The sequence below is a fragment of the Pseudomonas moorei genome (assembly GCF_008801475.1).
Lineage (GTDB): Bacteria > Pseudomonadota > Gammaproteobacteria > Pseudomonadales > Pseudomonadaceae > Aquipseudomonas > Aquipseudomonas moorei.
Genome location: NZ_VZPP01000020.1, coordinates 26,741 through 49,371, shown reverse-complemented (window position 1 = coordinate 49,371; position 22,631 = coordinate 26,741). Strand labels below are relative to the sequence as shown.

Annotated in this window: 24 protein-coding genes; 11 read left to right on the top strand and 13 right to left on the bottom strand. The window is 59.7% G+C overall.

Annotation, left to right across the window (positions count from 1 at the left end; translation table 11 throughout):
- Positions 1 to 35: 35 nt before the first annotated feature.
- Both F7R06_RS28150 and F7R06_RS28145 read right to left on the bottom strand, forming a co-directional pair.
- On the bottom strand, positions 36 to 665 hold the full coding sequence (locus F7R06_RS28150) for a c-type cytochrome (protein ID WP_090327079.1): 630 nt from the start codon (positions 663 to 665) through the stop codon (positions 36 to 38).
- 46 nt (positions 666 to 711) lie between these two features.
- Positions 712 to 1,002, bottom strand: coding sequence for a c-type cytochrome (locus F7R06_RS28145; protein ID WP_090327081.1), 291 nt, complete (start codon positions 1,000 to 1,002; stop codon positions 712 to 714).
- Positions 1,003 to 1,193: 191 nt separating this feature from the next.
- On the opposite strand from F7R06_RS28145, the gene yihA reads away from it, so the two are divergent.
- Complete coding sequence (gene yihA, locus F7R06_RS28140; RefSeq protein WP_090327084.1) at positions 1,194 to 1,835, top strand: ribosome biogenesis GTP-binding protein YihA/YsxC; 642 nt, start codon at positions 1,194 to 1,196, stop codon at positions 1,833 to 1,835.
- A 289-nt stretch (positions 1,836 to 2,124) separates the two neighbouring features.
- On the opposite strand, the gene polA is transcribed toward yihA, so the two are convergent.
- Positions 2,125 to 4,929 carry a DNA polymerase I gene (gene polA, locus F7R06_RS28135; RefSeq protein WP_090327087.1) on the bottom strand — a complete coding sequence of 935 codons (2,805 nt, stop codon included), beginning with the start codon at positions 4,927 to 4,929 and terminating at the stop codon, positions 2,125 to 2,127.
- A 74-nt stretch (positions 4,930 to 5,003) separates the two neighbouring features.
- Here polA and F7R06_RS28130 point away from each other — a divergent pair, with 74 nt between their 5' ends.
- Both F7R06_RS28130 and F7R06_RS28125 read left to right on the top strand, forming a co-directional pair.
- A complete protein-coding gene (locus tag F7R06_RS28130; protein ID WP_090327091.1) occupies positions 5,004 to 5,294 on the top strand; it encodes a DUF2782 domain-containing protein in 291 nt (96 codons plus the stop codon).
- 57 nt (positions 5,295 to 5,351) lie between these two features.
- Positions 5,352 to 6,302, top strand: coding sequence for a homoserine kinase (locus F7R06_RS28125; protein WP_090327094.1), 951 nt, complete (start codon positions 5,352 to 5,354; stop codon positions 6,300 to 6,302).
- A 44-nt stretch (positions 6,303 to 6,346) separates the two neighbouring features.
- Here the strand turns inward: F7R06_RS28125 and F7R06_RS28120 are convergent, their stop codons facing one another.
- The gene (locus F7R06_RS28120) at positions 6,347 to 7,276 is read right to left on the bottom strand and encodes a zinc ABC transporter substrate-binding protein ZnuA (protein ID WP_090327098.1); all 930 of its coding nucleotides are present in this window, start codon (positions 7,274 to 7,276) and stop codon (positions 6,347 to 6,349) included.
- Between the two features lie 57 nt (positions 7,277 to 7,333).
- On the opposite strand from F7R06_RS28120, the gene zur reads away from it, so the two are divergent.
- The 4 genes from zur to F7R06_RS28100 are packed head-to-tail and all read left to right on the top strand — an operon-like array spanning position 7,334 to position 10,139.
- Positions 7,334 to 7,816 (top strand): zinc uptake transcriptional repressor Zur, encoded by a 483-nt coding sequence (gene zur, locus F7R06_RS28115; protein WP_090327101.1) that lies wholly within the window; start codon positions 7,334 to 7,336, stop codon positions 7,814 to 7,816.
- Positions 7,816 to 8,601, top strand: a complete 786-nt coding sequence (znuC, locus tag F7R06_RS28110) for a zinc ABC transporter ATP-binding protein ZnuC (RefSeq protein ID WP_090327104.1) — start codon at positions 7,816 to 7,818, stop codon at positions 8,599 to 8,601. Before zur ends, znuC begins: the two co-directional genes overlap by 1 nt.
- On the top strand, positions 8,594 to 9,382 hold the full coding sequence (gene znuB, locus F7R06_RS28105) for a zinc ABC transporter permease subunit ZnuB (protein ID WP_090327107.1): 789 nt from the start codon (positions 8,594 to 8,596) through the stop codon (positions 9,380 to 9,382). The genes znuC and znuB overlap by 8 nt, the downstream gene beginning before the upstream one ends.
- Positions 9,383 to 9,419: 37 nt before the next feature.
- The gene (locus F7R06_RS28100; protein WP_090327110.1) at positions 9,420 to 10,139 is read left to right on the top strand and encodes a PA5502 family lipoprotein; all 720 of its coding nucleotides are present in this window, start codon (positions 9,420 to 9,422) and stop codon (positions 10,137 to 10,139) included.
- Positions 10,140 to 10,240: 101 nt separating this feature from the next.
- Here the strand turns inward: F7R06_RS28100 and katE are convergent, their stop codons facing one another.
- Positions 10,241 to 12,379, bottom strand: a complete 2,139-nt coding sequence (gene katE / locus F7R06_RS28095) for a catalase HPII (RefSeq protein WP_090327114.1) — start codon at positions 12,377 to 12,379, stop codon at positions 10,241 to 10,243.
- Between the two features lie 209 nt (positions 12,380 to 12,588).
- On the opposite strand from katE, the gene F7R06_RS28090 reads away from it, so the two are divergent.
- From F7R06_RS28090 to F7R06_RS28080, 3 genes are all read left to right on the top strand, one after another.
- Entirely contained in the window at positions 12,589 to 13,596 is a 1,008-nt protein-coding gene (locus F7R06_RS28090; protein WP_090327117.1) for a methionine ABC transporter ATP-binding protein, read from the top strand.
- Positions 13,596 to 14,270 carry a methionine ABC transporter permease gene (locus F7R06_RS28085; RefSeq protein WP_090327120.1) on the top strand — a complete coding sequence of 225 codons (675 nt, stop codon included), beginning with the start codon at positions 13,596 to 13,598 and terminating at the stop codon, positions 14,268 to 14,270. The genes F7R06_RS28090 and F7R06_RS28085 overlap by 1 nt, the downstream gene beginning before the upstream one ends.
- Before the next feature lie 73 nt (positions 14,271 to 14,343).
- Positions 14,344 to 15,117, top strand: a complete 774-nt coding sequence (locus F7R06_RS28080) for a MetQ/NlpA family ABC transporter substrate-binding protein (protein WP_090327123.1) — start codon at positions 14,344 to 14,346, stop codon at positions 15,115 to 15,117.
- A 169-nt stretch (positions 15,118 to 15,286) separates the two neighbouring features.
- Here the strand turns inward: F7R06_RS28080 and F7R06_RS28075 are convergent, their stop codons facing one another.
- From F7R06_RS28075 to F7R06_RS28055, 5 genes are read right to left on the bottom strand one after another with little or no spacing between them, the layout of a single operon-like run.
- Positions 15,287 to 15,922: an SCO family protein gene (locus F7R06_RS28075; protein ID WP_090327125.1), complete on the bottom strand. Its 636-nt coding sequence runs from the start codon at positions 15,920 to 15,922 to the stop codon at positions 15,287 to 15,289.
- Positions 15,919 to 16,818 carry a heme o synthase gene (cyoE, locus tag F7R06_RS28070; RefSeq protein WP_090327128.1) on the bottom strand — a complete coding sequence of 300 codons (900 nt, stop codon included), beginning with the start codon at positions 16,816 to 16,818 and terminating at the stop codon, positions 15,919 to 15,921. Before cyoE ends, F7R06_RS28075 begins: the two co-directional genes overlap by 4 nt.
- Positions 16,806 to 17,879, bottom strand: coding sequence for a COX15/CtaA family protein (locus tag F7R06_RS28065; protein WP_090327131.1), 1,074 nt, complete (start codon positions 17,877 to 17,879; stop codon positions 16,806 to 16,808). Before F7R06_RS28065 ends, cyoE begins: the two co-directional genes overlap by 13 nt.
- 10 nt (positions 17,880 to 17,889) lie before the next feature.
- Entirely contained in the window at positions 17,890 to 18,483 is a 594-nt protein-coding gene (locus F7R06_RS28060; protein WP_090327133.1) for a hypothetical protein, read from the bottom strand.
- Entirely contained in the window at positions 18,449 to 19,189 is a 741-nt protein-coding gene (locus F7R06_RS28055) for an SURF1 family protein (protein ID WP_090327136.1), read from the bottom strand. Before F7R06_RS28055 ends, F7R06_RS28060 begins: the two co-directional genes overlap by 35 nt.
- 72 nt (positions 19,190 to 19,261) lie before the next feature.
- Here F7R06_RS28055 and F7R06_RS28050 point away from each other — a divergent pair, with 72 nt between their 5' ends.
- Positions 19,262 to 19,465, top strand: coding sequence for a twin transmembrane helix small protein (locus F7R06_RS28050; RefSeq protein ID WP_008064738.1), 204 nt, complete (start codon positions 19,262 to 19,264; stop codon positions 19,463 to 19,465).
- A 3-nt stretch (positions 19,466 to 19,468) separates the two neighbouring features.
- Here the strand turns inward: F7R06_RS28050 and F7R06_RS28045 are convergent, their stop codons facing one another.
- The 3 genes from F7R06_RS28045 to ctaD form a co-directional block, all read right to left on the bottom strand.
- A complete protein-coding gene (locus F7R06_RS28045; protein ID WP_090327139.1) occupies positions 19,469 to 20,356 on the bottom strand; it encodes a cytochrome c oxidase subunit 3 in 888 nt (295 codons plus the stop codon).
- 25 nt (positions 20,357 to 20,381) lie between these two features.
- Positions 20,382 to 20,936, bottom strand: a complete 555-nt coding sequence (locus F7R06_RS28040; protein ID WP_090327141.1) for a cytochrome c oxidase assembly protein — start codon at positions 20,934 to 20,936, stop codon at positions 20,382 to 20,384.
- Between the two features lie 102 nt (positions 20,937 to 21,038).
- Complete coding sequence (ctaD, locus tag F7R06_RS28035; RefSeq protein WP_090327143.1) at positions 21,039 to 22,625, bottom strand: cytochrome c oxidase subunit I; 1,587 nt, start codon at positions 22,623 to 22,625, stop codon at positions 21,039 to 21,041.
- Positions 22,626 to 22,631 lie beyond the last annotated feature (6 nt).

Here is a 22,631-nt window from a genome sequence, read left to right as displayed (position 1 = left end):
GATGCAGCCCCTGCGCAGCGCCCGATTCACCGGCCTTAGTGCAGGCCCTGTATGTAGCTGGACACTGCGGCGATGTCTTCGTCGCTCAGCTTTTTGGCAATGCTCTGCATCGGTTTGGTATCGCCATCGTTGGTGCGACCACCTTCTTCCTTGCGGAATTCGGTCAGTTGCTTGGCGACGTATTGAGCGTGTTGGCCGCCCAGGTGCGGGAAGCCGGCTGCCGCATTGCCCGCGCCATTTGGCGAGTGGCAACCGGTGCAGGCTGGCAGGCCTTTAGCCAGGTCGCCGCCGCGGAACAGATTCTCGCCGCGCTTGACCAGTTTCTCATCGGCGGCACCGACACTGCCTTTCTGGCTGGAGAAATAGGCTGCGATATCGGCCAGGTCCTGATCACTCAGGTTGGTCAGCAGGCCCGTCATTTCCAGAACGGTGCGCTTGCCCGACTTGATGTCGTGCAATTGCTTGGTCAGGTAGCGTTCACCCTGGCCGGCCAGTTTTGGAAAGTTAGGCGCCATGCTGTTGCCATCCGGGCCATGACAGGCACCACATACGGCGGCTTTTGCCTGGCCTGCGGCGGCGTCACCAGGTTTTGCTGGCTCACCTGCAGCATGGGCAATGCCGGAGATCCCCACGGTCAACAGCAGACTCACGATCAATTTGTTCATCAGCTAATCCAACTACGGCTAAGGGTTAAAGAGTTATGGACCGGGATCACTCGCTCATCCAGTGGATGATGGCCTGGTAATCCTCGGCACTGCAGTCCATGCACAAACCACGCGGCGGCATCGCCTTGAAACCCTGGGTCACGTGTTGCACCAGCGTCCCCATACCTTTCGCCAACCTCGGCGTCCAAGCTGCCTGATCGCCCTTGCGGGGCGCCATGGGTAGTTGGCCGGAATGACAGGCACCACAAACACGGTTGTACACAGCTTCCGGATCCTGTGTAGCCTGAGCGCTGTAAAGTGGCATCAAGACACCGGCAACTAGCAGCCATTTCGTCATAAAACGACCTTTTCAGGGTTGAGAGCGTGTTGCGTTCTGATGCGCAATCAAGGTCTGTCGCTCTCATGAACTTCATCCTACGCTGGGACAAAGCGCACACAAAATCTGCGGCATTATATACTGGCGTCAGTGAAACGGAAGCGACACCGCTTGCCGCGCCCATTCCCGGCGCCGCCCACATCGGAAATCCCATGCAACTCAAGAATCCCATTCTCGGTCTGTGCCAACAGTCCACCTTCATGCTCAGCGCCGCCAAAGTCGACCAATGTCCGGATGACGAAGGCTTTGAAGTGGCCTTCGCCGGTCGTTCCAACGCCGGCAAGTCCAGTGCGCTTAACACCCTGACTCACGCAAGCCTGGCGCGGACCTCGAAAACGCCGGGTCGCACACAGTTGTTGAACTTCTTCAAGCTAGACGATGAACGCCGTCTGGTCGACCTGCCAGGCTACGGATACGCAAAAGTACCCATTCCGCTCAAGCAACACTGGCAGCGTCACCTGGAAGCGTACCTGGGCAGTCGCGAGAGTCTGAAGGGGCTGATTCTGATGATGGATATCCGTCATCCAATGACCGACTTCGACCTGCTGATGCTCGATTGGGCCGTGGCCAGCGGCATGCCCATGCATATCCTGCTGACCAAAGCGGACAAGCTCACCTACGGGGCAGCCAAGAACACGCTGCTCAAAGTGCAGTCGGAAATCCGCAAGGGTTGGGGCGATGCCGTGACCATTCAGCTTTTTTCGGCGCCAAAACGCATGGGCCTGGAAGACGCCTACACTGTATTGGCGGACTGGATGGAGCTGGCGGACAAGGGCGCCGAGGCGACCGAGTAAAGCTACAGGCAAAAAAAACCCCGGACATCTATGGGGAGGGGGAGGTCCGGGGTTCAAGTTCTAGACCGCTAGGGCGGGGTCCAGATATCTGCCAACACTTAACACAACATAGGAGCATCGAAGGGCTTCACCAGCCATTCAGTATCTCTGAGTGGTGTTTTGGCCGATTAGTTCAGAATTTTTTCGAATACCTTTGGAATAACCCTAAGCGCCTTCCGGAATAAATACCCTTCGCTTGCTCTGCTGCGGCACTACGCCGCAGCAGGAGAGCAGTGTCTCGTCAGACGGCTCAGTGAGCCTCATCCCAGTTGTTGCCTACGCCCACTTCCACCAGCAACGGAACATCCAGCTTCGCCGCGCCGCTCATGTGCAGGCGAATTTCATTGCTGACCTGATCGATCAGGTCTTCACGCACTTCCAGCACCAATTCATCGTGCACCTGCAGGATGACTTTGGCATCGAGGCCGGATGTGGCCAGCCAGTTATCCACCGCGACCATGGCTTTCTTGATGATGTCCGCCGCCGTGCCTTGCATCGGTGCGTTGATCGCCGTGCGTTCAGCGGCGGCGCGCTCCTGCGGTTTGTTGGAGTTGATCTCCGGCAGGTACAGCCGTCGCCCGAAGAACGTCTCCACATACCCTTGGTCCGCCGCCTGCGCACGGGTGCGGTCCATGTATTGGCGAACGCCGGGGTAACGGGCGAAGTAAGTATCGATGTAGGCCTTGGCGGTCTTGGTGTCCACGCCAATGTCCTTGCCGAGCTTTTGCGCGCCCATGCCGTAGATCAGACCGAAGTTGATCGCCTTGGCGCTACGGCGCTGGTCGGAAGTGACGTCGGCCAGTTCGACCTTGAACACCTCGGCGGCGGTCGCGGTGTGCACGTCCAGATTGTGACGGAAAGCGTTCATCAAGCCTTCATCACGGGACAGGTGAGCCATGATCCGCAACTCGATTTGCGAATAGTCGGCCGCCAGTAACTTGTAACCGGCCGGGGCCACGAAAGCCTGGCGGATGCGACGCCCTTCAGCGGTGCGCACCGGAATGTTCTGCAGGTTCGGATCGCTGGAGGACAGGCGTCCAGTGGATGCCACGGCCTGATGGTAAGACGTGTGGATGCGCCCGGTACGCGGGTTGATCTGCTCCGGCAAGCGGTCGGTGTAGGTGCTTTTCAGCTTGCTCATGGAACGGTATTCCATCAGCACTTTCGGCAGGCGATAGTCATCCTCGGCCAGTTTGGCCAGTACTTCTTCAGCAGTGGATGGCTGGCCCTTGGCGGTCTTCTTCAGCACCGGCAGACCGAGCTTCTCGTAGAGGATGGTCCCGAGCTGCTTGGGCGAGCCAAGGTTGAACTCCTCGCCGGCAATCTCGAAGGCTTCGCGCTCCAGCGCCACCATCTTGTCGCCCAATTCAATGCTCTGTACGCCCAGCAGCGCGGCATCGACAAAGGCGCCCTGGCGTTCGATACGCGCCAGCACGGGCACCAACGGTATTTCGATATCGGTCAGCACGCTGGCCAGGCTCGGGATGTCGTTGAGCTTCTCGAACAGCGCCTGGTGCAGACGCAATGTGATGTCGGCGTCCTCGGCGGCGTAAGGTCCGGCCTGCTCAAGGGCTATCTGGTCGAACGTCAGCTGCTTGGCACCTTTACCGGCAATGTCCTGGAAACTTACGGTGGTGTGATCCAGATACTTCAGTGCCAGGCTGTCCATGTCATGTCGGGTCGCCGTGGAGTTGAGCACGTAGGATTCAAGCATGGTGTCAAAGGCTACGCCGCGAACGGTGATGCCGTTGGCCTGATCGCCACCGATGGCGCAGTTGGCCAGGATATTCATGTCGAACTTGGCGTGCTGGCCGACCTTGAGTTTGTTCGGGTCTTCCAGAATCGGTTTGAGGGCGCGCAGGACGGTGTCGCGGTCCAGTTGCTCGGGCACACCGATGTAGGAGTGGGTCAGCGGGATGTAGGCCGCTTCGTTGGCCTGCACGGCGAACGACAGGCCCACCAGTTGCGCCTGTTGCGCGTCGATGCCGGTGGTCTCGGTGTCGAAGGCGATCAGTTTTGCGTTGTGCAGTTTCTCTAGCCAGACGTCGAACCGTGCTTGATCAAGAACGGTTTCGTAGCGGGTTTCAGAGCTGACCGCTGGCGCTTCGGCTTCGGCGGCGCTGAACAGATCGACGACCGGCGCTGGCTCGGCGGCAGCGCTCAGCTCGATGCGTTTGGCATCGCGTTGCAGATCGTTCAACCAGCTCTTGAATTCCAGCAGGGTGTAGAGCTCGTAGAGTTTTTCCGGATCTTCGGCCCCCATTCGCAGGTCATCGAGGCCGATGTCCAGCGGCACATCGACCTTGATGGTCGCCAACTGATAGGACAGGAACGCCATTTCCTTGTGCTCTTCGAGCTTGGCCGGCAGGGTCTTGGCGCCGCGGATCGGCAGGGTCGGCACGATATCGAGCTGCGCGTAGAGCTCGGTCAGCCCGCCATTCACACCGACCAGCAAGCCGGAAGCGGTTTTCGGACCGATGCCCGGAACCCCCGGAATGTTGTCGGAAGAATCGCCCATGAGCGCCAGATAATCGATGATCTGCTCGGGAGCGACGCCGAATTTCTCCTTCACGCCCTCTACGTCCATGCTGCTACCGGTCATGGTGTTGACCAAGGTAATGTGCCCGTCGACCAGTTGCGCCATGTCCTTGTCGCCGGTGGAGATGATCACCGGGCGATCGGCGGCCGCGCTGCTGCGGGCCAGGGTGCCGATCACGTCATCGGCTTCGACGCCTTCAACGCACAGGAGCGGGAAGCCCAGAGCGATCACGCTCTGATGCAGCGGCTCAATCTGTACGCGCATGTCGTCGGGCATGCTCGGACGGTTGGCCTTGTATTCGGCGTACATGTCATCGCGAAATGTCCCACCCTTGGCGTCGAACACCACGGCGAACGGGCTGTCCGGATATTGCTTGCGCAGACTCTTGAGCATGTTCAGTACGCCCTTGACCGCACCGGTCGGCAGGCCTTTGGACGTGGTCAGTGGCGGCAGCGCGTGAAAGGCGCGGTACAGGTACGAAGAACCGTCGACCAGGACGAGGGGGGCTTGGTTCATGAGCAGGATCAACCTTTTCGGCGGGTCCGGCGCTAGAATAGCGGGACCGTTGACGACAAAGGGACAAGGTTATCATGTGCACACTAAATCGCCTGTTGCTGGCTGGCTTGTTTGCAATTGCACCATTAGCCGCCATGGCGGCGGATGATGCACCGACACCGGAACCGCAAGTCACGATCCACACGGAAGGGGACAAAATTATTCAGGAGTACCGCCAAAACGGTTTCCTGTACGCGATCAAGGTCACGCCGAAGGTGGGTAAACCGTACTTTCTTGTACGCGCCGATGGCACCGATGCAAACTACATCCGCTCGGATCAGCCGGATATGCTGATACCGGCGTGGAAGATCTTTGAGTGGAAATAGTTTCTTAATTTCAATCGGCGCTGGCTCACTGGCGGCGCCCGTACTGGCAGTTCAAACATGTCTGTGTTCACTCCCCTGGCTCGGCCCGAGCTGGAAGCTTTTCTCGCCCCTTATGGCCTCGGCCGCCTGCTTGATTTCCAGGGGATCGCCGCCGGTAGCGAAAACACCAATTTCTTCATCAGCCTGGAGCAGGGTGAATTCGTCCTGACCCTGGTCGAGCGTGGTCCGGTTCAGGAGATGCCGTTCTTCATCGAACTGCTCGACGTGCTGCACGAAGCCGATCTGCCGGTGCCTTACGCCTTGCGCACCACCGATGGGGTTGCCTTGCGCGAACTGGCCGGCAAGCCAGCGCTGTTGCAACCACGCCTGGCCGGCAAGCACATCAAGGAAGCCAATGCGCAACATTGCGCGCAAGTCGGCGAATTGCTCGGTCATCTGCATCTGGCGACTCAGGCCAACATGATCAAGCGCAAAACCGATCGCGGCCTCGACTGGATGCTGGAAGAGGGCACTCAGTTTCTGTCGCACCTCGATGCCGGGCAGAAAGATCTGCTGCAACGGGCACTGGAAGAAATCACTCAGCAAAAAGAGAAAATTCTGGCGCTGCCGCGAGCCAACATCCACGCCGATCTGTTCCGCGACAACGCGATGTTCGAAGGGACACACCTGACCGGGTTGATCGACTTCTACAACGCTTGCTCGGGGCCGATGCTCTACGACGTGGCGATTGCCTTGAATGACTGGTGTTCGGACGAAGAGGGGTTGATCGATGGGCCTCGCGCCCGGGCCTTGTTGGGGGCTTATGCGGCCCTGCGGCCATTCACTGCTGCCGAAGCCGAGCTATGGCCGACCATGCTGCGGGTGGCTTGCGTACGGTTCTGGCTGTCACGCCTGATCGCTGCGGAGTCGTTCGCCGGGCAGGACGTGTTGATTCATGATCCGATGGAGTTTCAGCTGCGGTTGGCGCAGCGGCAGAAGGTCAATACGCCGTTGCCTTTCGCGCTCTAAGTTGTGGTGAGGGGCATGCCCCCTCACTACAGGTTTTGGGTCAGTTAAAGCGACTCCAGGCACCCTGCCAGATCATTGCCCAACTTTTCCAGTACTTGCTCATACCCCTGGGCCGTCGCTGGGGTGTACCCGCCCAGCGCATCCAGTTCCGCCAGTTTCACCGGCAAGCCGGCTACCAGGGTTTCCGCCAGGCGCGGACGCAGCGGCGGCTCGCTGAATACACAGGTCTTGCCCACTTCCTGCAGCCGCGCACGCATCGCCGCGACATGCTGGGCGCCAGGTTGCACCTCAGCTGCAACACTGAAAACGCCGGTGTGCTTGAGCCCGTAGGCGTCCTCGAAGTAATCGAAGGCTTCGTGGAACACGAAGTAAGGTTTGCCTTCAATGCCTGCCAGCCGTTTCTTCAGGCGCAGATCCAGCGCATCGAGACGTTCATCGAACGCCTTGAGATTGCTTTGATAGCGCGCGGCGTTGTCGGGATCGGCTGCGCTGAGGTCAGCCGCCATTTTCGTCGCGATGACGCGGGCGTTGATCGGCGACAGCCACAAATGCGCGTCCAGGCTACCCGGGCGATGATCGTGGTCATGCTCGTCGGCTTCTTCGGCGTGGGAGTGGCTATCTTCGGCGAAACGGCGCAGCTTCATGCCCGGCAGATCCTGCACGGCGACGCTCGGCAACGTCCGGCCATTGAGCACGCGGGGCAGGAAACCTTCCATGTCTGGACCGATCCAGTACAGCAAGTCCACCGATTGCACTTTCCGTACGTCGGAAGGGCGCAAGGCATAGTTATGCGGTGAGGCGCCCGGCGGCAACAGCACTTCCGGAATCGCCACGCCGTCCTGCACCGCAGCGGCAATCAATTGCAGCGGTTTGATGCTGGTGAGGACTTTGACTTCGGCGTGGGCCGAACCGGCCAGCAGAAAACTGGCGACAAATGCGACAAAAAAAGAAAAAAGTCGGGACACGATGACCACTCGAAGAGGCGAGAACGGGTAACATAATAACGTCTCTCACCATACGCGTCGCCGCTCATGTCTAAAACACCGATTGCCAGCCGTCCCCACGACCACTCTCATTGCGTTCACAGCGCTTTGTCCGAGGCCGATGCGCTGTGCGCGCGCCAGGGCCTGCGCTTGACCGCCTTGCGCCGTCGGGTGCTTGAACTGGTGTGGCAAAGCCACAAACCGCTGGGCGCGTACGACATTCTCGCGGTGCTGAGTGAGCAGGACGGCCGCCGCGCCGCACCGCCGACCGTGTACCGCGCGCTGGATTTTCTATTGGACAACGGCCTGGTTCATCGAATCTCTTCGCTCAACGCCTTCATCGGCTGCAATCATCCGGAGCACGCGCATCAGGGCCAGTTTCTGATTTGCCGAGATTGTCACGCGGCCATTGAGCTCGAACAGAAATCCATCAGCGACGCGATCATCGCCAGCGCTCAAGAGGTCGGGTTTGTCGTCGAAGGCCAGACCGTCGAAGTGATTGGTCTCTGCTCTGGTTGTCAGGGGGCTTGATGAGCAACGCGCTGATCCGCCTCGAGCAGGTTGCCGTCACGTTCGCCGGGCAAAGTGTGCTTGACAACATCGAGTTGAGCGTCGAACCGGGCCAGATCGTCACTTTGATCGGCCCCAATGGCGCGGGCAAGACGACGTTGGTGCGCGCCGTGCTCGGTCTGTTGAAGCCCGACAGCGGCAGCGTCTGGCGCAAACCCAAGCTGCGCATCGGCTACATGCCGCAAAAACTTCACGTTGATCCGACGCTGCCGCTCTCAGTCCTGCGATTCTTGCGTCTGGTGCCGGGTGTGGACCGTGCGATGGCCCTGGCGGCACTTAAGGAAGTGGGTGCCGAACAGGTGATCGACAGTCCGGTGCAAAGTGTTTCCGGCGGTGAAATGCAGCGTGTCCTGTTGGCGCGGGCCTTGTTGCGCGAACCGGAACTGCTGGTGCTCGACGAACCGGTGCAAGGTGTCGATGTGGCCGGTCAGGCCGAACTCTACAGTTTGATTACCCGTCTGCGTGACCGTCACGGTTGCGGTGTGTTGATGGTGTCGCACGACCTGCATCTGGTGATGAGCACCACCGACCAAGTGGTTTGCCTCAATCGCCACGTTTGCTGCTCCGGTCACCCTGAGCAGGTCAGCGGCGATCCGGCTTTCGTCGAGCTGTTCGGAAAAAACGCACAAAGCCTGGCGATTTATCACCACCATCACGACCACGCCCACGATCTACATGGCTCGGTGGTCAAGGCGCCCGGATCGGGCCATACCCATGTCCATGGAGATAGCTGCAAGCATGGCTGATTTTCTGCTCTACGCCCTGCTTGCAGGTCTGGCTCTGGCGGTGGTTGCGGGGCCGCTGGGTTCCTTCGTGGTCTGGCGACGCATGGCTTATTTTGGCGACACCCTATCTCACGCGGCATTGCTGGGCGTGGCGTTGGGCTTTTTGCTGGATGTCAGCCCGACCGTTGCAGTGACCGTGGGTTGCTTGTTGTTGGCGGTATTGTTGGTGACCTTGCAACAGCGTCAGCCGCTGGCGTCTGACACGCTTTTGGGAATTCTCGCACCCAGCACGCTCTCTCTGGGCCTGGTGGTACTAAGCTTCATGCACGAAGTGCGGATCGACCTGATGGCGTATCTGTTCGGCGACCTGCTGGCGATCAGTCCGACTGATCTGGCCTGGATTTTGGGTGGTAGCGCGGCTGTTCTGGCGCTGCTGGTTGCCTTGTGGCGGCCGTTGCTGGCCATTACCGTGCACGAAGAGTTGGCCAGGGTCGAGGGCTTGCCCGTAGCCGGATTGCGCATGGCGCTGATGCTGTTGATCGCTGTGGTGATTGCCGTGGCGATGAAAATCGTCGGTGTGTTGCTGATCACTTCGTTGCTGATCATCCCGGCGGCTGCGGCACAACGTCACGCCCGCTCACCGGAGCAGATGGCACTGGGTGCGAGCCTGCTGGGCATACTCGCCGTGTGTGGCGGATTGGCGTTGTCCTGGTTCAAGGACACACCGGCCGGCCCGTCAATTGTGGTGGCAGCCGCCGCGCTGTTTCTGCTGAGTTTTGTTCTGCCCCGTCGAGGGGTGTAGACTTGCTCGTTTTTTGCGCAAATAGAGAGTCGCAGGAATGAAGTCGTTCGCCTCCCGTTATCTGCTCCTTGTCGCATTTTCTGTGCTGCTGGGCGCTTGCCAAAGCACGCCACCGGCGGCCACCGAAGCCCCCGATGCGCGGGCCGCGGCCATTGCACAGCTTGAGCAAAGTCTGGCCAGCAGCGAACTGGCCACGGCGGAAGATCAACTGGCTGCCTTGCAAGCCGAATCGCCCAACGATCAATCCCTTGAGCAATACCAGCGTCAACTGGCCGAAGCCTACTTGATGCGCAGTCAGATCGTGCTGCAAAAAGGCGATGTCAACGCCGCAGCCACCGCCCTGAGTCGCGCCCGCGCGCTGATGCCCAAGGCGCCGGCGCTGACCGGTGGGGTCAATGGTGCCATCGCCCAAGCGCGCAAGGCTGAACTGGAAAAGGCTGAAGCTGCTCTCAAGGCGGCCGAAGCCCAGCCAAAAGCCAAGGTTATCGACCCGACGGCTGAAAGCACCACGGTTGCGCTGAATATCAACGATATGGGCAAATTGCGCCGACAACTGGACGCGATCGCCGCCGATGTGGTGAATTTTCAGTGCGATGTGAGCATTCAGGCTCCGCGCACTGAAGATTATCCGTGGTTGGCTAATTTGCTGAGCAAGCGGGTGAAGAAGCTCGATCCGGAGTTTGACCTGAAGCCTGAGCGACAGATCCTGCGCAGTGTTCCGGCGCAGATGGTGCTCAGCCCTCGCAAAAAACCTTAAAAGCATCGCGAGCAGGCTCGCTCCCACGTTCGATTTGTGTTCACTGCAAATCAACTGTGGGAGCTTGCTCGCGATGGCGGCCTTTCAATCGCTAAAAACTTTCAGGCCGGAACAGCCTTGGCCTTCGGCTCCCTGTCCCACACCCGATGCTGCCCGATGGCCGCAAAAAACGGCTTGATCAGCTTGGCATCCGCACCGACGATCAACCCCGCATCCGCCTCCAGTTTCAACACATCCAGCAATTGCTTCGCCTCGCCATGCAGCGCGATCGCTTTCAAGTGTTTGTAGGCTTCGAGCACGTAATGCAGGGCGACGCCGTCCGTGCTCAAGGCCTTGATCGATGCGGCGCCTCCGGGCACGAACACGGCGTCGAAGGCCACTGAAGGCAAGCCTTCCATGGACGCATCCACCGTTAATGTCTTGCCATCGGCGGTCGTCACGGGGGCGGAAGTCGGGCCAAGCAGTTTGGCGTGCGCGCCTTCGGCTTCCAGCGCTTTCTTCATGGCATCAATCGCTGAGCCATCGACACCGTTGGCTGCAAGGATGGCGACTTTTCGCGTCTTGATATTGCCCGGTAGCAGATTGGCCTGGCTCAGGGCCGGCGAACGCTCAAGGGATATTTTCGGCACATCGACCGTTCCGGCCTTGGGTGCCGGCAAGCCGAGGTTCTGCGCCACACGCTTGGCCAGATCCAGGTCGATGTTGGCGAGGATCTCGTTCACTTGCCGTGCGCGGATGAACTCCCGTTCAACCTTGCCCAGCTCGAAGCTGTACGCCGAAATGATGTGCTCCTGCTCATGCTTGCTCATGCTGTGGAAAAACAGCCGTGCCTGAGAGAAATGGTCGCTGAACGACTCGCTGCGCTGACGGATCTTGTTGGCGTCGATGCGTTCGGGATACGTCTCGAAGCCACCGTCCTGCGCGGCAGGTGGTGTTTCTTTCGGCCAGCCGCCATCGATTGAGTTTGGTTCGTAGGATGCGCGGCCCTTATCAATCGTCGTGCGGTGTAACGCATCCCGCTGGCCGTTGTGGAACGCAGAGACCGGACGGTTGATAGGGATCTCGTGAAAATTCGGTCCGCCGAGTCGGCTTATTTGCGTGTCGGTGTAGGAAAATAGCCGGCCTTGCAGCAGCGGATCGTTGGAGAAATCGATTCCCGGCACAATGTGGCCCGGACAGAAAGCAACTTGCTCGGTTTCGGCAAAGAAGTTGTCCGGGTTGCGGTTGAGCACCAATTTGCCCAGTGGTGTGATGGGCACCAGTTCTTCCGGAATCAGCTTGGTGGGGTCGAGAATGTCGAAGTCAAAAGCGTGTTCGTTTTCTTCCTCGATGACCTGTACACCGAGCTCCCATTCCGGGTAATCCCCCATCTCGATGGATTCCCAGAGGTCGCGACGATGGTAGTCGGTGTCTTTGCCCGCCAGTTTCTGCGCTTCATCCCACACCAGCGAACAAGTCCCGGCCGTAGGGCGCCAGTGGAATTTGACGAAGCGTGATTTTCCTTCAGCATTGATCAGGCGGAAGGTGTGCACACCGAAACCCTGCATGCTGCGCAGGCTTTTCGGAATCGCCCGGTCGGACATGGCCCAGATCACCATGTGTGCCGATTCCGGTTGCAACGAGACAAAGTCCCAGAACGTATCGTGGGCTGAGCCGCCGGTGGGAATCTCGTTATGCGGTTCAGGCTTCACTGCATGCACGAAGTCAGGAAACTTGATGGCGTCCTGAATGAAAAACACCGGCATGTTGTTGCCCACCAGATCGAAGTTGCCTTCGTCGGTGAAAAACTTCACCGCGAAGCCTCGTACGTCCCGCACCGTATCGCCCGAGCCACGAGGGCCTTGCACGGTGGAAAAGCGAACGAATACCGGCGTCTTTTGGCTTGGGTCCTGCAGGAAACCCGCCTTGGTCAGCACGCTATGGTTCTCGTAGGACTGAAAGTAGCCATGGGCACCCGTGCCCCGAGCGTGGACGATGCGCTCGGGAATGCGTTCATGGTCAAAGTGCGTGATTTTTTCACGCATGATGAAATCTTCCAGCAGCGAAGGCCCGCGAGCCCCGGCCTTCAGGCTGTTCTGATTGTCCGCCACCTTCACACCCTGATTGGTGCGCAAGGCCTGGCCGGTGGCGTCGGAGCGGAATTTTTCCAGGCTATCGAGTTTGGCGTTGGTATTGCTGCGGTCCAGGGTATCGGTCCCGGCCAGTGCGCTCTTGTTGGCGGCAGGCTTCTTGGTACTCATCAGGCATAACTCCTCGGGCTGTTTTCGAGTGGCCTAACTAATGACTGATGACGTTTTTAGCCGTTCCTTTTATCTGACCTTTGATCGCGTTATTGCCAAATGGCTGGTTGAATGCGAAATAAATGCTAAGAACCTCTATACGGACAGGCTAAAATGCGCGCCCGGCTAACCGCTGATCCTTTTCTAACGCGCCCCACAAGGTTCGCTACGTGATCGAGTTCCAAAACGTCCATAAAACCTACCGCGTCGCCGGTAAGGAAATTCCCGCCCTGCATCCGACCAGTCTGACGATTGAGAACGGTCAGGTCTTTGGCCTGATCGGCCATTCCGGTGCGGGAAAAAGTACCCTGTTGCGCCTGATCAATCGCCTGGAAAACTCCAGCGGCGGCAAGATCATTGTCGACGGCGAAGAAGTTACCGCGCTCGATGCCAATGGTTTGCGCCGTTTCCGCCAGCAAGTCGGGATGATTTTCCAGCACTTCAATCTGCTGGCCTCCAAGACCGTTGCCGACAACGTCGCGCTGCCACTGACCCTGGCCGGCGAACTGTCGCGTGCTGACATCGATCAACGTGTGGCCGAATTGCTGGCCCGGGTCGGTTTGTCCGACCACGCCAAAAAATACCCGGCGCAATTGTCTGGTGGTCAAAAGCAGCGTGTCGGCATTGCCCGCGCCCTGGCGACCAAGCCGAAAATCCTGCTGTGTGACGAAGCCACCAGCGCCCTGGACCCACAGACCACGGCCTCGGTCCTGCAATTGCTGGCCGAGATCAATCGTGAGCTGAAGCTGACCATCGTGCTGATTACCCACGAGATGGATGTGATCCGTCGTGTCTGCGACCAGGTGGCGGTGATGGACGCTGGTGTGATCGTCGAGCAAGGCTCCGTGGCCGAGGTGTTCCTGCACCCGAAGCACCCGACCACCAAGCGTTTCGTGCAAGAAGATGAACAAATCGACGAAAGCGAACAGCGTGACGACTTCGCTCATGTGCCGGGCCGCATCGTGCGTCTGACGTTCCAGGGCGAAGCGACCTACGCGCCACTGCTGGGTACCGTTGCTCGCGAAACGGGCGTGGACTACAGCATCCTGGCCGGTCGTATCGATCGCATCAAAGACATTCCTTACGGGCAACTGACCCTGGCTGTGACCGGTGGTGACATGGAAGCGGCCTTCGCCCGCTTCACCGCTGCCGACGTCCACATGGAGGTGCTGCGTTAATGGAAGCCCTGACAAGTTTCTTCGCCAATATCGACTGGTTCGAAATCTGGCTGGCCACGGGCGACACCTTGCTGATGCTCGGTGGTTCGCTGTTGTTCACCGTGCTCCTGGGTCTGCCATTGGGTGTGTTGCTGTTCCTCTGCAGTCCGCGTCAGTTGCTGGAAGCCAAAGGCATCTACGCGATGTTGTCGCTGGTGGTGAACATCCTGCGTTCGCTGCCGTTCATCATTTTGCTGATCGTGATGATTCCATTCACCGTGTTGATCACCGGAACGTCCCTCGGTGTCGCCGGTGCGATTCCGCCACTGGTGGTGGGCGCCACGCCGTTCTTTGCCCGTCTGGTGGAAACCGCGTTGCGTGAAGTCGATCGCGGCATCATCGAAGCGACCCAGTCCATGGGTGCGACGACGCGGCAGATCATCACCAATGCGTTGCTGCCTGAAGCCCGTCCGGGCATCTTCGCGGCGATTACGGTGACAGCCATTACACTGGTGTCCTACACGGCGATGGCGGGTGTGGTCGGCGCGGGCGGGCTGGGTGACCTGGCGATTCGTTTCGGTTACCAGCGTTTTCAGACTGACGTGATGATAGTCACCGTGATCTTGCTGCTGGTACTGGTTCAGGTACTGCAGACCGTCGGCGACAAGCTGGTTGTCCACTTTTCTCGTAAATGATCAATGAGCCGGCCATTTGCTGGCAGGCGCTGGTTCAGGCGTCGCAAGCGAGTACTCACAAGGAGTTAGCTGAATGAAAAAACTACTGGTCGCATTCGCTGCCGTTGCAGCCTTTTCCGCTCACGCTGCCGAGACCCTGACGGTCGCGGCAACCCCGGTTCCCCACGCGGAAATCCTCGAATTCGTTAAACCGACCCTGGCCAAAGAAGGCGTGGACCTTAAGGTCAAGGTCTTCACCGACTACATCCAGCCGAACGTGCAGGTTGCGGAAAAACGCCTGGATGCCAACTTCTTCCAGCACCAGCCGTACCTCGATGAATTCAACAAGGCCAAGGGCACCAACCTGGTTTCGGTAGCCGGTGTGCACCTTGAGCCGCTGGGCGCTTACTCCAGCAAGTACAAGAAACTGGAAGAGCTGCCAGGCGGCGCGAACGTGGTGATCCCGAATGACGCCACCAACGGCGGTCGTGCCTTGCTGTTGCTGGCGAAGGCGGGCCTGATCAAGTTGAAGGATTCGAACAACATCCTGTCGACCGTCAAGGACATCACCGAGAACACCAAGGACCTGAAATTCCGTGAACTGGAGGCCGCGACCATCCCGCGCGTGCTGACTCAGGTCGACCTGGCCCTGATCAACACCAACTACGCGCTGGAGGCCAAGCTCGATCCCTCCAAGGATGCGCTGGTCATCGAAGGCAGCGACTCGCCATACGTGAACATCCTCGTTGCCCGCCCGGACGACAAGGACAGCGATGCGATGAAGAAACTGGTTGCTGCACTGCACAGCCCGGAAGTGAAAGCATTCATTCTCGAGAAGTACAAAGGCGCGGTGGTGCCAGCGTTCTGATCTGAAGTGTTAACAAAAAATGGGGCGCATTGAATGCGCCCCATTTTTTATGCCTGAAAAACGGACTCTGTGGGAGCTTGCTCGCGATAGCTGACTCACATTCAACACTTGTGTTGGCGCTGATTGCCTTATCGCGAGCAAGCTCGCTCCTACAGGTTCCGTGGTGTTTTCACTGACGTTTGAGCATCACCGGCAACTGCGCCACCAGCTTCGCATTGTTCAACGGCGCCCGGATAAAACCGCGCTGTGTCCCGTCCGGCCCGATCACCGCCAGGTTGCCGCTGTGGTCGACGGTGTAGTTGGGCTTGCTGGTGTCCGCCGGAATGAACGGAATGCTCACCGCATTGGCAACTTTTTGCAGTTCTTCGATCGATGCCGGGGTCAGGCCGATGAACTGTGGATCGAAGTAGCCCAGATACTGCTTGAGCTGCTTGGGCGTGTCGCGATTCGGGTCGACGCTGACCAGTATGATTTGCAACTTGGCCACCGCCTCGGGTGGCAGTTCGCTTTTGATCTGGCGCAGTTGGGCGAGGGTGGTCGGGCAGATGTCCGGGCAGAAGGTATAGCCAAAGAACAGCAGGCTCCATTTGCCTTTCAACTCGTTGATCGTGACCGGTTGACCGTCCTGGTTAGTCATCGTCACGCTCGGCAGGCTGCGGCTTTGCGGCAGCAGGATGATCCCCGCATCGATCAGCGCCGTCGGGTCGCCCTGGCCTTTGCCCGACAGCACTTTATTGATGGTCAGGCCCAGTACCAGTGCGATCAGGGCGACGAGGATGAAGACGGTTTTCTGGGTTCGAGTCATAGGTTCAACAATAAGTAGTGATCAACGAGCAGGGCGATGAACAGCAGGAACAAGTAGTAAATAGAGTACTTGAAGGTGTTGATCGCCGCGTGCGGCCGAGTGCCACGGTACAGCACCACCGACCATTGCAGAAATCTGGCGCCCAGGCCGATGGCGCAAATCAGGTAGAGCAGGCCACTCATGTGAATCACGTACGGCATCAGGCTGACGGCCAGCAGCGCGCCGGTATAAAGCAGGATATGCACCTTGGTGTAATGCTCGCCGTGGGTCACCGGCAGCATCGGAATATCGGCCTTGGCGTATTCCTCTTTGCGGTGAATGGCCAGGGCCCAGAAGTGTGGCGGGGTCCAGGCGAAGATGATCAGTACCAGCAATAGTGGTTCGGCACTGACGTGACCTGTGGCGGCAGTCCAGCCGAGCAAGGGCGGAGCGGCGCCGGCCAGTCCGCCAATGACGATGTTCTGCGGCGTCGCGCGCTTGAGGAAACCGGTGTACACCACGGCATAGCCCAGCAAGGAGGCGAGGGTCAGCCAGGCCGTCAGCGGATTGGTGAAGGCCAGCAGCAAGGCCTGGCCGAGCACCGCCAGCACTAGGGCAAAGGTCAGCGCGGCGGCCGGTGAAACCCGGCCTTCGGCCAGAGGTCGTTTATGCGTGCGGGCCATCACCGCGTCGATGCGCCGGTCCACCACATGGTTGACCGCAGCCGCGCCGCCCGCGCACAAGGCGATCCCCAGATTACCGAACAGCAATACGGTCCAGGGCACGCCGGCGCGGGTCGCGAGGAACATCCCCACCAGCGAGGTGATGAGCATCAGCACCACCACTTTCGGTTTGGTCAGCTCCAGGTAGTCACGCCAGATCGCCTGACTGGGACGTTCGCCGATCAGAATCGCCATGGCATCTCTCCTTTTATTGTTATGGGCCCGGCTGTTTGTTTACGCGGACTGAAGCGCCAGCGAGTCGGCTGCTTGACCCGAACCAGGCTGGTTCGGGCGTGATAATTGACCAAGACCATCGTCAGCAGCAGCGCAGCACCCCCGGCGTTGTGCGCGACGGCCACTGGCAGCGGCAAATGAAACAGCACGTTGCTGATACCGAGGCTGATTTGTGCGGCGAGGGCAATCAGTACGAGGCCGGCCAAGCGCGTCATGCCGACCGCCTTCAGTTGCCACGCCAGACCCAGTAGCACGAGGGTGACCAGCAACGCGCCGATGCGATGCGTCAGGTGAATCGCGGTGCGGGCATCGCTGTCCAGTTGCCCGCCGAGGTAATTCGGGCCGATGTGTTGGGTCAGGTGAAAGCCGTTGGCGAAGTCGGCGGGGGGTAGCCATTGACCGTGGCAGGTCGGGAAGTCGATGCAGGCCACGGCGGCGTAGTTGGAACTGACCCAGCCGCCGAGGGCGATTTGCAGGATCACCAGCAGCAACCCGGCCGTCGCCCAGTGCTGCAAGCGCCGTGGCACCGTCAGCGCCGGCAGCACGCCGGACAGGCGCAAGGTCAGTAGAAACAACAGGCTCAGCGTGGCAAAGCCGCCCAGCAAATGCCCGGTGACCACCTGCGGCCAGAGTTTGAGCGTCACCGTCCACATGCCGAACGCCGCTTGGCCAAACACCACCGCCAGCAGGAACAATGGCAGCTTCAGCGGTTGTCCCGGATGCCGGCGATTGATCCAGGCACGTGCGGCCAACACCGAAATCAGCATACCGAGGGTGCCGGCAAAATAGCGGTGGATCATTTCGTTCCAGCCCTTGTGGGCCTCTACTGGTGCGTCAGGGAAATGCAATTCGGCATGGGCCAGTTGGGCTTCGCTTTTTGGCACGCTTATAAAGCCGTAGCAGCCGGGCCAGTCCGGGCAGCCGAGGCCGGCGTGGGTCAGGCGGGTATAGGCGCCGAGCAACACCACAATCAGTGCCAGCAGAGTGGCAAACAGCGCGAGGCGAAATCCAGGTTTGGCCATGTCGATGCCCTTATCCGATGTTCGACAGTTTCAGCAGTTGGCGCAGGTCGTTGAGCAAGTCCTTGCCCTTGACCGACGGGTCGTAGCGCAACACCAGATTGCCGTGTGGATCGATGATCCACAGTTGCGGAGCAGCCTTGTCGCCTGTGGCCTTGCTGAAGGTGCTCAAATCCAGCGGATAGCGCTGCAGCTGTGGATATTCCCGAGTCAGCTTGGCGTCGTACTCGGACGTCAAGGGTTGGGCGGTGGCGAGTGCGTGGCTGGCACGAGAGGCGTCGCGACCAAGGCCGATCTGGATTTGCCGCGCCAGATACACCAGTTGCTGGCAGTCCACCGCGCAATCCTTGGGCGCGGTGACCAGCATCTGCCAGCGGTCCTCTTGCGCCTGCACGCCGATGTCGGCGCGGGTCTGGCCGTTGCCGATCAGTTCGCCGTGATAACTGCGGCCCTCCGGCACCCAGAACTGCAGTTTGTACATGCCGGTGGCGAGGATCATCGGACCGATCACCCCGAGCAGGATCAACAGCAACTGCAAGCGACCCTTGCGCCGACTCGCCGGCGTTTTCGCCTCAGACATGCTGGGTGGATTCATGGCCGCTCCCATGGTGTTTCTCCTTTGCGTTTTGCCAGCCGAGGTAGAGATAAAGGCCGAACAGGGCAATCGCCATGGCGAACCACTGCACGGCATAAGCGATGTGTTTTTCCGGGCCCATGGCGACGACGGGCCAGTCGGCCCGGTAGGACGCGGGGCCGCTTTCCTCACGTAATTCGTAGGCAAAGCCTTCGCGGCCGAGGGTTGACCAGAGTTTTGTCGGGTTAACCGCCGTCACCAGTTGAGGCCAGGTTGTTGCGTCGGGGTCGGCGTGGAGCTGGAAGGTTGCGCCGGGAGAGATATACACCCAGGCGTCGAGGCTCAAGGCCTCGGCAGGGGTGGTGAATTGTGGGGGTGTGCGTCGGTCCGGCCATGGCAGCCAGCCGCGATTGACCAGCAGCCAGAGCCCTGTTGCCTGATCCTGAAACGGTTGCAGCAACTCGATCCCGACCTTGCCGTCGCGCTGCCGGTTATCCAGCAGCAGACTGTGGGCGGCATCGAACCGGCCGTGCAGACGTACCCGGCGAAAGGCCGTGTCTGCGGTATGTTGCAGCTCGGTGCTGGCCATCGGCTCGGCGGCCCGGCGCTCGGTGTAGCTTTGCAGCAGCGCGCTTTTCTCGGCGCCCCGGCTCAGTTGCCAGAAACCCAGGGACACCAACAGCGGCAACAACAGCGCCACCACCAGCGTCGGCAAGATGCCCGGCCGGTAGCGCTTCATGGCGTCGCCAAAAAGTCGGTCATCGCGATAGCTATACTCAAGTGCATCGCTTGTCCCCCCGGAGTCTTACCCATGCTCAAAGCAGCCATCGTCCTGATGCTGATTGCCACGGTTGTCAGCCTGTTCAGCGGCCTGTTTTTTCTGGTCAAGGACGACAGCAGCTCAAACCGCCTCGTCATTGCCTTGAGTGTCCGTGTCGCACTGGCCGCCATTACCGTCGGCTTGATCGCCTGGGGTTTTTTCAGCGGCCAGTTGGTGTCGCATGCGCCGTGGTAAGGCCTAGAGCACGTAGACGAAAACGAACAGCCCGATCCACACCACGTCCACGAAGTGCCAATACCAACTCGCCGCCTCGAACCCGAACTGGTGATCGGCGTCGAAGTGCCCGCGCATGATCCGCATCAGCATCACGAACAGGATGATGGTGCCGATGGTCACGTGGGCACCGTGGAAGCCGGTGAGCATGAAGAACGTCGCGCCATAGATGCCCGAACCCAGGGTCAGGCCCAGTTCGTGGTAGGCGTGCATGTACTCTTCGGCCTGGAAGGTCAGGAACGCGCAGCCAAGCAGCACGGTGATCGCCAGCCAGAGTTTCAGCGCGCCGCGATGGCCTTTTTTCAAGGCGTGGTGGGCGATGGTCACGGTCACGCTGGAGCTCACCAGCAACACGGTATTGAGCAGCGGCAGGCCCCAGGGACTGATGACTTCCTTGGGCGGCGGGAAGAGATTGGAATCCGGGTTGTGCAGCAGCGGCCAGGTGAACTGGAAGTTCGGCCAGAGCATATGGGCGATGCCCTTGGTGCCTTCCCCGCCCAAAGCCGGGCCGGAGACGTGACGCACGTAAAACAGCGCGCCAAAAAAGGCGATGAAGAACATCACTTCCGAGAAAATAAACCAGCTCATGCCCCAGCGGAACGAGCGATCCATCTGCGGGCTGTAGAGTCCGCCGCGACTTTCCTTGATCACCGTGCCGAACCAGCCGAACAGCATGTAGGCCAACAGTAGGCCGCCGACGAAAAAGATCAGCGGGCCATGGGATTCCGGCCGCGCGGCTTTCAGGTCGTTGAACCAGGTGCCCAGGCCGAACACGGTGGTGAGCATGCCGAGCGTGGCAATGATCGGCCACTTGCTCTGGGCGGGAACGTAATAATGTTCATGAGTTGCCATTTATTGTTCTCCTTATCGGGCACGCTCAACCGCCAGTGTGTGCAACGACTACCGGTGGATGTCGGGCGGTGATATCGAACAGCGTGTAGGACAGCGTCAGGTGCTTCACATCCTTGGGCATGTCACGGTCAACGATGAAACGTACCGGCATCTCGATCCGTTGACCGGGCTGCAGCACTTGCTGGGTAAAGCAAAAACATTCGGTCTTGTGGAAATACGCCGCCGCGGTGCTGGGCGCGATGCTCGGGACGGCCTGGGCGCTCATCGGGCGGTCAGTGGGGTTACGCGCGATGAAGATCATCTCGTTCACCGCCCCCGGATGGGCCACCAGATCATCGCCCTTTGGATAGAACTCCCACGGCATGTCGGCGTTGTTCATCGACAGAAACTGCACGCGTACCTGCCGCGAGGTGTCGACCGTTTGCTCGCCCTCATATTGCCCGGCGGTCTTGCCATTAATGCCGAATGCCTTGCACATCACGTCGTAGATAGGCACCAGGGCAAAGCCGAAGACAAACATCGCTACCACCACCAATAACAGGCGGGTGACCAGTTTCTTCATCGAAATCGAGTCAGCCATGTTTTACGACCTCAACGCATAACCCCGCCGGAACGCGGCCTTGTGTGGCGAGGGAGCAAGCTCCCTCGCCACACAAGCTCGCTCCCACAGAAGGGCAGGTGTTCATTTCACTTCCGGCGGCGTGGTGAAGGTGTGATACGGCGCCGGTGACGGGATGCTCCACTCCAGGCCCTCGGCCCCTTCCCACGGTTTGGCCGGTGCTGGCGGGCCGCCGCGAATGGTCTTGATCACGATGAACAGGAAGAAGATCTGTGTGGCGCCGAACATGAACGCGCCGATCGACGACACCATGTTGAAGTCGGCGAATTGCAGGTTGTAATCCGGAATCCGCCGCGGCATGCCCGCCAGCCCCACGAAGTGCATCGGGAAGAAGGCCATGTTCATGCCGATGAATGACAGCCAGAAATGCAGCTTGCCGAGGGTTTCGTCGTACATGTGGCCGGTCCATTTCGGCAACCAGTAGTAGGCCGAGGCGAAGATCCCGAAGATCGCCCCTGGCACCAGCACATAGTGGAAATGCGCGACCACGAAGTAGGTGTCCTGGTACTGGAAGTCTGCCGGGGCAATGGCCAGCATCAACCCGGAGAAACCGCCGATGGTGAACAGGATCACGAACGCCACGGCAAACAGCATGGGGGTCTCGAAGGTCAGCGAGCCCTGCCACATGGTGCTGACCCAGTTGAACACCTTCACACCCGTCGGCACCGCGATCAGCAGCGTGGCGTACATGAAGAACAATTCGCCCACCAGCGGAATGCCGACCACGAACATGTGGTGCGCCCAGACGATGAACGACAGGAACGCGATGCTCGCCGTGGCGTAGACCATCGAGGTATAGCCGAACAGCGGTTTGCGCGAGAAGGTCGGGATGATCGAACTGACGGCACCGAAGGCCGGCAGAATCATGATGTACACCTCGGGATGACCGAAGAACCAGAACACATGCTGGAACAGAACCGGGTCACCACCACCGGCTGCGCTGAAGAAGCTGGTGCCGAAGTGGATGTCCATCAGCATCATCGTCACGCACCCGGCCAGTACCGGCATGACCGCGATCAGCAGAAACGCGGTGATCAGCCAGGTCCAGACGAACAGCGGCATTTTCATCAACGTCATGCCGGGGGCGCGCAGGTTGAGGATGGTGGCGATCACGTTGATCGCGCCCATGATCGAACTGATGCCCATCAAGTGGATGGCGAAGATGAAGAAGGTCACACTTTCCGGTGCATAGGTCGTCGACAGTGGGGCGTAGAAGGTCCAGCCGAAGTTCGGTCCGCCACCCGGGGTGAACAGGGTCGAGACCAGCAGGATGAATGCCGCCGGCAGCAACCAGAAGCTGAAGTTGTTCATCCGTGGCAGGGCCATGTCCGGTGCGCCGATCATCAGCGGGATCATCCAGTTGGCGAGTCCGACGAACGCCGGCATCACCGCACCGAACACCATCACCAGACCGTGCATGGTGGTCATCTGGTTAAAGAATGCCGGTTCGACGATTTGCAGGCCCGGCTGGAACAATTCAGCGCGAATCACCATCGCGAACGAACCGCCCAACAGGAACATGGTGAATGCAAACCACAGGTACAGCGTGCCGATGTCCTTGTGGTTGGTGGTCAGTACCCAGCGCATCAGGCCTTTGGCGGGGCCGTGGGCGTGGTCGGCATGACCGTGGTCATCGATAACGGCGCTCATGGCCTG

Excerpts from the sequence above, each read along its gene's own strand:
- F7R06_RS28050 (WP_008064738.1), top strand. The coding sequence starts at position 19,262 with ATGCTCAAAGCAGCCATCGTCCTGATGCTGATTGCCACGGTTGTCAGC.
- F7R06_RS28125 (WP_090327094.1), top strand. The coding sequence starts at position 5,352 with ATGTCTGTGTTCACTCCCCTGGCTCGGCCCGAGCTGGAAGCTTTTCTC.
- F7R06_RS28045 (WP_090327139.1), bottom strand. The coding sequence starts at position 20,356 with ATGGCAACTCATGAACATTATTACGTTCCCGCCCAGAGCAAGTGGCCG.
- ctaD (WP_090327143.1), bottom strand. The coding sequence starts at position 22,625 with ATGAGCGCCGTTATCGATGACCACGGTCATGCCGACCACGCCCACGGC.
- F7R06_RS28145 (WP_090327081.1), bottom strand. The coding sequence starts at position 1,002 with ATGACGAAATGGCTGCTAGTTGCCGGTGTCTTGATGCCACTTTACAGC.
- znuC (WP_090327104.1), top strand. The coding sequence starts at position 7,816 with ATGAGCAACGCGCTGATCCGCCTCGAGCAGGTTGCCGTCACGTTCGCC.
- F7R06_RS28085 (WP_090327120.1), top strand. The coding sequence starts at position 13,596 with ATGGAAGCCCTGACAAGTTTCTTCGCCAATATCGACTGGTTCGAAATC.
- F7R06_RS28060 (WP_090327133.1), bottom strand. The coding sequence starts at position 18,483 with ATGGGAGCGGCCATGAATCCACCCAGCATGTCTGAGGCGAAAACGCCG.
- zur (WP_090327101.1), top strand. The coding sequence starts at position 7,334 with ATGTCTAAAACACCGATTGCCAGCCGTCCCCACGACCACTCTCATTGC.
- F7R06_RS28150 (WP_090327079.1), bottom strand. The coding sequence starts at position 665 with ATGAACAAATTGATCGTGAGTCTGCTGTTGACCGTGGGGATCTCCGGC.
- F7R06_RS28080 (WP_090327123.1), top strand. The coding sequence starts at position 14,344 with ATGAAAAAACTACTGGTCGCATTCGCTGCCGTTGCAGCCTTTTCCGCT.
- F7R06_RS28100 (WP_090327110.1), top strand. The coding sequence starts at position 9,420 with ATGAAGTCGTTCGCCTCCCGTTATCTGCTCCTTGTCGCATTTTCTGTG.
- cyoE (WP_090327128.1), bottom strand. The coding sequence starts at position 16,818 with ATGGCGATTCTGATCGGCGAACGTCCCAGTCAGGCGATCTGGCGTGAC.
- F7R06_RS28055 (WP_090327136.1), bottom strand. The coding sequence starts at position 19,189 with ATGAAGCGCTACCGGCCGGGCATCTTGCCGACGCTGGTGGTGGCGCTG.
- F7R06_RS28130 (WP_090327091.1), top strand. The coding sequence starts at position 5,004 with ATGTGCACACTAAATCGCCTGTTGCTGGCTGGCTTGTTTGCAATTGCA.
- polA (WP_090327087.1), bottom strand. The coding sequence starts at position 4,929 with ATGAACCAAGCCCCCCTCGTCCTGGTCGACGGTTCTTCGTACCTGTAC.
- znuB (WP_090327107.1), top strand. The coding sequence starts at position 8,594 with ATGGCTGATTTTCTGCTCTACGCCCTGCTTGCAGGTCTGGCTCTGGCG.
- katE (WP_090327114.1), bottom strand. The coding sequence starts at position 12,379 with ATGAGTACCAAGAAGCCTGCCGCCAACAAGAGCGCACTGGCCGGGACC.
- F7R06_RS28075 (WP_090327125.1), bottom strand. The coding sequence starts at position 15,922 with ATGACTCGAACCCAGAAAACCGTCTTCATCCTCGTCGCCCTGATCGCA.
- F7R06_RS28040 (WP_090327141.1), bottom strand. The coding sequence starts at position 20,936 with ATGGCTGACTCGATTTCGATGAAGAAACTGGTCACCCGCCTGTTATTG.
- F7R06_RS28065 (WP_090327131.1), bottom strand. The coding sequence starts at position 17,879 with ATGGCCAAACCTGGATTTCGCCTCGCGCTGTTTGCCACTCTGCTGGCA.
- yihA (WP_090327084.1), top strand. The coding sequence starts at position 1,194 with ATGCAACTCAAGAATCCCATTCTCGGTCTGTGCCAACAGTCCACCTTC.